The sequence below is a fragment of the Frankia sp. Allo2 genome (assembly GCF_000733325.1).
In the GTDB taxonomy this organism is placed as follows: Bacteria; Actinomycetota; Actinomycetes; order Frankiales; family Frankiaceae; genus Frankia; species Frankia casuarinae.
Genome location: NZ_JPHT01000046.1, coordinates 1 through 2,104, shown reverse-complemented (window position 1 = coordinate 2,104; position 2,104 = coordinate 1). Strand labels below are relative to the sequence as shown.

1 protein-coding gene is annotated in these 2,104 nt (G+C 65.6%); it reads left to right on the top strand.

The window, feature by feature from the left end; all coding sequences use genetic code 11:
- Positions 1 to 455 precede the first annotated feature (455 nt).
- Positions 456 to 1,694 (top strand): helix-turn-helix domain-containing protein, encoded by a 1,239-nt coding sequence (locus ALLO2_RS20340; RefSeq protein WP_035734215.1) that lies wholly within the window; start codon positions 456 to 458, stop codon positions 1,692 to 1,694.
- Positions 1,695 to 2,104 lie beyond the last annotated feature (410 nt).

Below are 2,104 nucleotides of genomic sequence, written 5' to 3'. Positions count from 1 at the left end.
CTCCCCCTCCTCCAGAGTGAGGGCCGGGGTTTGGGGCGGAGCCCCAACAACCAGCAGCGGCACCGTCCTCGCGGACGTCGCGCGGCTCCTGGAGCACCGGCGTGGACCAGCGGCATCAGCATCGCCGATCGTCACGGTCGTCACGGACCCTCTGGCGGGGGGCCTGACGCTCCGACACGCCGACGGGCCGACGCGCCCACGGGGCGACGCTCCGGCCGGGGTGCCGACCGGAGGGAGGCGGGACCCCGGCCGGGTGCGGCGATCCCGTAGGCGCGGCACGCACGGCGACGCGCGGCGCGTGCGCCAGGTCACACGCGGCGGCCGAAGGCCGCCCTTGAAAAAAGAAGGAAGAGAACATTGGCGACGATCTTTGTATGGTCTGTTTGTGCAGGTCGGTGAGTTGCGCTGTAGGTGCACGTACCCTGATTACGGGCACGTTCGGGGAGGGGTGCGGAGTGGTGGACGATCCGGGCGCTCGTCTTCGGGCTCTCCGGCTGCGGCGTGGCTTCTCTCAAGAGGGGTTGGCCGACGAGGCTGGGTTGAGCGTGTCGACGGTGCGGAAGATCGAGCAGGGTGGAAGCGCGCGGATCGAGACGCTGCGCACGTTGGCCCGTGCGCTGGATACGGAGACGTCGTCGCTGTTCGGGGCACGTTCACCTGGGCCAGTGACTGATGCAACGGAAGACGAGAAGCTGAATCTGCTGCCGCTACGCCAGGTTCTCACGCCTGCTGTCGGCCTCGTCGGCGTTTCGCGGTCACCGGTAGGTGGATCGGCACAGGAGTCGCAGTCTCGGCTTCGAGATGCGCTGTCAAACGCGATCAGGGTCTACCAGTCCGACGACTTCGGCGCTGTGGCTGCGATGCTGCCGGTGATGATCGAGGAAAGTCACGGGCTTGTCGATGGTGCGGAGAATGAGGGTGATCGTCGGGAGGCGGCGCGGCTGCGGGCGGAGATTTTCCAGGTCGCGGGCTGGTTTCTGACTCAGGTACGTCAATACGATCTTGCCTATGCGGCGATTCGTGACGCGATGCGGGATGCTCTCGATTCCGGGGATCGGCTGACGGCTGCGGCGGGTGCTATCTCACAGTCCTGGCTGTTTGTGCGTCAGGGGCGGTTCGATGACGCGGAGCGGCTTGCTCGCGAGACGGCGTCGCGGGTGGAGCCGCGCCTGTCGGTGGCGAGTGATGCGGAGCTGTCGGCGTGGGGNTGGTTGTTGCTGCGTGGTTCGGCGGCGGCGGTGCGGAACAATCGAGTCGATGCGTCGGATGACTTTTTGTCGCTTGCCGAGGTTGCCGCGTCCAGGATCACCGGGTCGGGGATTACTGGCCGGCACCATCAGTATTTCACGACGTTCAATCCGAATGTCGTGCGGATGAAGCGGGCTGAGGCGCTGATCATCGCTGATGATNCGCGTGGGGTGCTGCGCATAGCGGAGGATGTCCGCGACGGCGCAGGGAAGCGGCGGCGGTCGGACAACTACAACCGTCATCTACTCGATGTGGCCGCTGCGCATGCAGCGCTTCGTGACTTCGGGGATGCGGTCGGTGTGCTGACGCTGCTGCTTCGTACCGCGCCGGAATGGCTGCGACACCAGCGCAAGGGTAAGGACGTCCTGAGTACGGTTCTGCTTTCCCGGAAGCGAAGGCTGAGTTCGGAGCTACGCGAGCTTGCCGACTTCATGCAGGTCCAGTAGATCGTCCAACTACCACGGGGCGTGGTAGTTGGACGTGGCGTGTCAGGTGAACTACTGCGTTACGCGACTCGTTCCGATTGCCGGTTGGCGTTAGGTTCTTCGCATGGCCTCCGGGGCTGGTTGAGATAGGGAATCGGTTCTCTGTTTCCCGGCCTCGGGGTGCCTTTTCATCACTCCTACTGTCCGGAGAACCTATGACCTGGCGATCCTGTGTCATCGGCAAATGGGGACTGCCCGTCTATGAAGACAGCGACCACCGTGTCGCGATCACGTCGGAGGGGGGTCCTGGCCGTGGGCCGGTGGGAGGACGAGCATTTTGCCCGGTTGGAGTGTGAGGTGCCGGTGCGGGGACGGGATCGTCTGGCCTGGTGGCGGACGGCGCGGGCTGGCCTGGGGGCGGTGGAGGTGGC